Raw genomic sequence first — 6,187 nt, 5'->3', positions numbered from 1 at the left:
TTATAACAGAATCTACGCCGCTCTGCAATCCTTATTGGAATTATTCAAGAAATAAAATTGCCTGTGAGAATTTGTTAAACAAAAAATATTCAGAAAACAACTTTCCAGTTTGTATTGTCAGGCCTTCCTTGACTTATGATACCGTAATTCCTCTAGCTATAGGCTGCTGGAATGATTACACCATGATTCAGCGTATGAAACAGGGTAGACCTGTAATAGTTCATGGTGATGGCACTTCCCTCTGGACGATAACTCATGCCGAAGATTTTGCCAAGGGTATAAATGGCTTGATGGGCAATCAGCAGGCCTTAGGTCATTCCTTCCATATTACTTCTGACGAAGTTCTGACCTGGAATCAAATCTATGAAGCTACTGCAGCCGCTGCAGGCGTAAAAGCAAATATTGTTCATATAACCACAGATTTTATAATAAAAACTGCTAAAGAACTCAGACAGGGATGGATGGAAGGTAACTTGGCTGGAGATAAGTCGATCAGTACAATTTTTGACAACAGTAAGATCAAAAGTTTTGCCCCTGAATTTAAAGCCACAATTTCCTATAAACAGGGCATCAAAAGAACTGTAGAATGGTTTGAAGCTAAAAAGGAAAGAATGAAAATTGTTGAAGGCAACAATAAGTTTATCGATGATGTTTTGGCGGCCTACAACAAGGCCATAAGTTAATTTTAAAAAGGTTATATTATTATGAGTAAAACTTACAAATTAGGTATCTTGGGTTGTGGCGATTTTTTGCGTTGGCAGGTTGGAAGTATAAAAAGTGCGGCAAATGTAGAAGTTGCTAAGCTTTTTGATCCAGATAAAGCTAACGCAGAAAAATTTGCTGCTGAATTGGGTGGAAGTGTTGCCACTAGCGAAGATGAAGTTTTGACGAGTAAGAATGTGGATATCATTTGCCTTTTCGTGCCGCCCTTCTTAAGAAAGGAATTGACCAGAAAGGCTGTTGAAAACAATAAGCAGATTATTGCCACCAAACCCATGGCCCCTAATAAAATAATTGCTGAAGAAATAAGAGATATAATTGGCAATAAAGTCAAATGTGGTTTTCTATATTGCCGGACTAATAACGCTTTAGTTAAAACTGCGAAAGAAATATTTGATTCCGGTGAACTGGGAAAACTAGCTCTTTATCGTCAGGATTGGCTACATCATTATCCAGCTTGGAATAACTGGGCTCTTGACCCTGAAAAAAATGGCGGACCATTTATGGATGCCATGATTCATAACTTGAATATTTCCCGGTATTTAATGGACTCACCGGCAACAAAAGCTTGTTTTTTTGCCGATAATCTGTCACACCAAGACTTAAAGTGTTCGGATACAGATATGATGAAGGTAGATTTTGCTGGCGGTGGAGCTGCTTATCTGTTTATAACCTGGGCGGCTGAATTGGCTGTTTACAGCACCGCAGGAAATGACCGTGAACATATTGATATTTTATATATGATTACTGATCAGGGTTGGAGAATCACTCATGAAAATGGAAAATTAGTTGCCTCCAAGAATGGCGAGAAAAAGGAATATTCAATTAATGGTTATGAGAAAAATATTTACGAAAGATTTGCTGATTCTCTTACCAATAATTCCGCTATTCCTGAAGATATGGCTGATGTAAATGAGGCTTGCAAGGATATTACCATAGTTTCAGCTTGTTCGGTAGCAAAAGGTAATACTATTAAAATCTAGCAAATAATATTTTACGTGAGTAGCCATCTTTATAAATTATAAATATAACTGCTCACACCAGGCTTATAAACATTTTTGCTAATATTTATGTTGTCAGAAGTCAAAAAGTAATTAAGAGTAGCCAGGAGTGCCGATAACTTCAAGTTTTATGGAAGTGCATTCTATGAATTGTCCAGCACTTAGTTACTCTACAAGTGCCTTGAGCAGAGCTTCACGACTGTCTGAATAGAATTGAATATCAATTTTTGTAGCCATCTCATCTGAAAGATCAAGTAACTGCCTACGACAGGTAACAGGCACAAGCAAAGAAGTTGCTCCTTTTTCTATCGCAATTTCAGCAATTGTTACGGCATTGTGGACAGGTTCGATAGAACCGCCGAGGTTAATTTCACCAATCATAAGAAGACCTCCCCTAATGCTTTTCTTTAATAAAGCTGAACATAAAGCTATAAGTGTGGAAACCCCAAGTTTGCTGCCAGACTTTGAGACATCAAAGGCCCGTAGCTGTATGGTAAACTCATGTTGACGCGGGTCTTTATCTCCAACAAGTTGCATTGCCCTGGAATAAAGGTTTTGTTCAGCAAAACCGACACTCTCTCTAAAAGCTGCGGGAACCGGCTTGTTTAATATTTTAACGCCTGAACCTTGGCCTTCATTAACTTCGATACGGTATAAGCCTGGGTTTTCTTCACCACTCCCTGGACTTATTGCCCAAATTTGTCCAGGTTCCAAGGGATCGCTGCCAATACTGTTATCGCTTTGTAATTCTGGTGTTGAGACAAATTTTTCCACTCCATCTTCGCCCAAAACATAACTGAAATGAGTGTTGCGAAATTCAGCTGCACCTATGCGTTTTTGTTGCTCCTTTACTCTTCTACGGGATTCCAGCGCCACTCTGACAACCCATTCTAAATCAGTATCGGAAACATCCTTTGAACATGATGGGTAAAGAAGCTTCAGTAATCCACTTACGGTTTTGTTGACGGCATTTGTATCTCTACCTGAAAGTGCTCCTCCAAAATGAACTCGATTTTGTAAATGACTTACTCTACTTTCATTGCGGAGCTGAGTCCAACATTCAGATAAAAAGTCACTCACCAGACCAAAATGTTGGGTTAAAAGTTCTTTGCTGATTTTAGGTATATCCCAGCCCGGCAAGAAGGCGTGTAACCTATCCATAAAGGCGGTGTCATCGCGCATTTCCTGTGGCATTGGGTAGAACAGGTGACCAATACGCTGCTGATGTTCCACATCAACTTCAAAGTTTCCCACCATAACCATACTTCCATCGGCACGAATACTCTCTTTGCCACGACTGAACTCTCCAGACTCCATATAACCCTTCATTATATTCACACCGTCCTTCTGATCGAAAGATATGCCTGATATTTCATCAAAGCACACTACATCATACTGACATACCAAACCTCGTTGACCATTGGAATTATTGACAAACATTTTTGCCACAGTTGCTTTACCCCCTGATATCAAGTGGGCATACGGTGAAATCTGCTGAAAAAGATGGCTTTTTCCGGTTCCTCTCGGCCCCAGTTCAACCATATTGTAATTCCTCTCAACAAAAGGAACCATGCGAAGCAAAAGTGCAGATTTCTGGCGATCAGAAAGCCCATCTGGTTCCAAACCTATAGAGCGTAACAAAAAACTTATCCACTGCTTGGTAGTAAATACTTCGCGAGCTTCTGCCAGTATATTCAATACTTCGCGTTTTGACAGTTGTATTTCCCTGAGACCTGCTATAGCAAAAGGTCGACCATTTTTTTCTTGGGCTATGACGGCATCGTATGACAAGGTTATTTCCGCATAAAATCCTCCAGTCAACATTCTTTCATGCTTATTTACAAGTTCAGATTCTATGCGAGCATCAGCAAGTCTCAAGCTGGGGATGGTTGCTATGTACGAGTCTGTTTTGGCATCTAACCGAGCGGTGATGATATCTATTATTTTAACTTCTCCATTTTCTTTAGCACGGGATTTAAACAGTTCCTCTTGTCCAGCTTTTATAGTGCGATCCTGTAATTGACGCTGCACAATATCCAACCCTTCTTCAATTTCGTGCTCGTCAATACTGGCACAGTAGCGGCCTAAAAGAAATTCTACAACATAGGTTGGCACTGGGAATTGCCTACTAAAAGTGCGTACAAGGTCCTTGCGGACTAAATATCCCTCCAGAACTCCTGAAGCCAGGCGGTCTAAATCATCCAATTCTTTCATTATTCTCCCCCAATTAATGTTTCAGTTTGAAACACCAAATCACCATCTGTGTTGAGTAAAACAAGAAAAGCTTTATGCCCTTCTTTTTTTTCATCTTCCACTATTATAGATGCAGTCCCATCATTTTTTACTTCACCAAGTTTATTGACTAGGCTACTCGAAGAATCACCCGCGTAAGTTCTCAAGTCAAATCTTGCATTTTCATAAGTTCCTTGAAAGCTCACTCGACAACGAAGGCCATTCCATTTCACTTCCCTTATAGAAACCGAATTTGTTGTATTGCCCGCTCTGGCTGTTACCGTTAAATGAGCAATAACACATTCCTGCAGACTCAAACCACCATGGGAGTACTCCAAACCTTTGCGAAAGACTGATATTCCGTCAGCAACAGCAAGATTGTACTCATTATTCCAGTACCATGGGAATGTTTTTTTATCACTTGTCGCCCCAGATTTCATCGCAGCATAACGCCCCCATTTATTCTCCACCAGATGACTTGATAGTTCTATCTTTGGAAGTCCTCCAGGTAGCAGCAACCACCCATGATCGGTAACTATGTCGACGCGCGACCATCCTGCATCAATGAGACTCAAGACTTTACCACAAATATCTTGTAGAATATTCTCAAGCTGAGTAGCTATTTTCCAACCGCGGTCATGCCCTTCGTGATCCAAATTACCAAATTCACACCAAGCTCTTCCCTTTCCATCGCCAAGCTCATCGCTCCCCAAAAGCTGCCAGCCCTCATTTTCCAGTAGTTTTTTCAAGTGATGCCCTCCTTTTAGCAACTGACCAGTGGCCTTGACTTGTGGCTCGAAATCAATACCAGAGGCTTTGCCACTGATATGGCAAGCCACTGGTGTTGCTGCTGGTTTGCCGGTGGATGTAACACTTGGCAATGGTGCCCAACGCATCTGTTCCGTAATATCGCACTTAGCTTCTGCAAGAATGGAAGATAATTTGCGACCGGTATCCATACGCAGTCCGTCTATAAAAAGAACACAGCATCCTGAAGGCAGATCATCAGGTTTATTAGGAAGAGCTTTAGTGCCAGGATACCCCTGTTCCTCTGCTAGTTTTTGAAGGTAATGGGCAGAATTCTCTAACCAAGGCAAATATACAGTCCTGATAGCAGATTGGATAGCTGCAAAGTTTTTTTCTCCAGCACCTGCAAGAGCACGCAGTACTGCATAATCGACTTTCCAGCCAGAAGATGCGTAGTCTTTTGCCAACTCTTCTAAAGTTCCCGTATTCAAATCTTTGCCCGTCAATTCCGCTAGTTCTGCCAAAGCTTCCATTGCTTTAGCCAAAGGAGATTCACCCAAATCACACCAGACATGATCACGGCGTTCTCCGTGCTCAGAGTTGAGTTTTATCAACAACCTTCTGGCTATATGTGGTGGTTGTTCATTCAAGGCCAGTAGTGCCTTTTCCAAAGACTTCTCTTGTTCATCATTCCATTGCGGCCAGCCTTCAAAACTTATGCCTCCAAAATAAAAGCTGACATATTCAGGAAGCGGACAGGAACGAATACGCTCTGGAATATTCGGGTAACGATGAGGTGCTTCACGGTAACGATTCCAGACATTTTCCCATTGACCTGCATGCTCTGCCAATTTTTTCGCCGCTTCAAGAACTCCTTGGTTCTGAGGATGAAAACCAGTTTCTGAGTTACAAAGTGCCACAAAAGCATCCCATTCATGTTCGCTGCGATTCTGTTTAAAGGCCTCTCCCTGATCTATCCATTGAAGGATATCAAGAGTCAGATCTCCGCCAGAAATCATTGAATTGAAAGCATTGGCATTCAAATACTTGCCTTTCAGTAAATCAAGTTCTTCATCAAGTATTCGGTGAAAAGCCAACTTCATGGCTTCCCTGCTTCCCAGGTCTTGGGCAACCTCCAGTCCCAGACCGCCCTGCTCAGACTTTAAATAAGCCAAAAGGCTCCAATCCTTGCCATTGTACTGCGACCAGATAGAACCACGATATTGCAACTCTGCAATAGGTTTTAACTCCTCAGGGTAATCCTCAACTACCCGCAAATCCTGCCGACCAAAACCGGGGAGATAGAATATTGGAATTTGTCCTTCAAAAGAAGGGAACTCAGGGATTTTACCAGCCATCACACAGCGCAGCCATATTGCGGGGCCCATCCGCTTATCTGAGGCGTAACTGCCAAGTACAAACAACTCAGGCAACGCCTCTTGTATAAGAGGGATCACTGCTTCCCACTGTCGTTCATAATCAGGCCA

4 protein-coding genes are annotated in these 6,187 nt (G+C 41.8%); 2 read left to right on the top strand and 2 right to left on the bottom strand.

Annotated elements, in window-relative coordinates; genetic code table 11:
• Together HQK80_14700 and HQK80_14695 are read left to right on the top strand one after the other, a co-directional pair.
• On the top strand, positions 1 to 683 hold a 683-nt coding region (locus HQK80_14700), incomplete at its 5' end, for an NAD-dependent epimerase/dehydratase family protein (GenBank protein ID MBF0223447.1).
• Between the two features lie 21 nt (positions 684 to 704).
• Positions 705 to 1,703 (top strand): Gfo/Idh/MocA family oxidoreductase, encoded by a 999-nt coding sequence (locus HQK80_14695; protein MBF0223446.1) that lies wholly within the window; start codon positions 705 to 707, stop codon positions 1,701 to 1,703.
• Positions 1,704 to 1,886: 183 nt separating this feature from the next.
• Here HQK80_14695 and brxL read toward each other — a convergent pair whose 3' ends face one another.
• Both brxL and pglZ read right to left on the bottom strand, forming a co-directional pair.
• Positions 1,887 to 3,935 carry a protease Lon-related BREX system protein BrxL gene (gene brxL, locus HQK80_14690; protein ID MBF0223445.1) on the bottom strand — a complete coding sequence of 683 codons (2,049 nt, stop codon included), beginning with the start codon at positions 3,933 to 3,935 and terminating at the stop codon, positions 1,887 to 1,889.
• Positions 3,935 to 6,187, bottom strand: a 2,253-nt coding sequence (gene pglZ / locus HQK80_14685; protein MBF0223444.1) for a BREX-1 system phosphatase PglZ type B, incomplete at its 5' end; no start/stop codon positions are given. The genes brxL and pglZ, both read right to left, overlap by 1 nt.

Source organism: Desulfobulbaceae bacterium (genome assembly GCA_015231515.1).
Lineage (GTDB): Bacteria > Desulfobacterota > Desulfobulbia > Desulfobulbales > VMSU01 > JADGBM01.
Note: the sequence above shows the minus strand (reverse complement) of the source record. Positions and strands in the feature narration are given on the sequence as shown.

What these genes read in the sequence shown, in the direction of transcription:
- HQK80_14695 (MBF0223446.1), top strand. Translation starts at nt 705, where the DNA reads ATGAGTAAAACTTACAAATTAGGTATCTTGGGTTGTGGCGATTTTTTG.
- brxL (MBF0223445.1), bottom strand. Translation starts at nt 3,935, where the DNA reads ATGAAAGAATTGGATGATTTAGACCGCCTGGCTTCAGGAGTTCTGGAG.